Below are 398 nucleotides of genomic sequence, written 5' to 3'. Positions count from 1 at the left end.
CGCCGCAGGGCATTGCGGGGCAACTTGCGGATGCCTTCCGGGCGATCAGCAGGCTTTTCAAAGTGAGCGGTGGGACCGCGACATGATCGAGATCGACGACCTCACCGTGCTGTTCGGTGGCGTGCGCGGGCTGAACGCCCTCACCGCAACCCTTCCGGAGCCGATCACCGGACTTGTCGGACCGAACGGGGCTGGCAAGACCACGCTCATCAATGTCCTGTCGGGCTTCATACGTCCCGCCAAGGGATCGGTCAGAGTGGATGGCAGGGATCTTAACCGCATTCCCGTCCACAAGCGGGCCGCGTTCGGCATACGACGCACGTTCCAGAACGAGCAGGTCGTCGAGAATTTGAGCGCTGCCGACAACATCGCCGCCGTGCTCGACAACGTACCGACCG

1 protein-coding gene is annotated in these 398 nt (G+C 63.3%); it reads left to right on the top strand.

The annotated features are described in order from the left end of the window. Positions 1-82: 82 nt before the first annotated feature. A partial coding sequence (locus QSV46_RS39215; protein ID WP_314964024.1) for an ATP-binding cassette domain-containing protein occupies positions 83-398 on the top strand: 316 nt, incomplete at its 3' end.

The organism is Bradyrhizobium cosmicum (genome assembly GCF_032290525.1).
GTDB classification, from domain to species: Bacteria; Pseudomonadota; Alphaproteobacteria; order Rhizobiales; family Xanthobacteraceae; genus Bradyrhizobium; species Bradyrhizobium cosmicum_A.
Note: the sequence above shows the minus strand (reverse complement) of the source record. Positions and strands in the feature narration are given on the sequence as shown.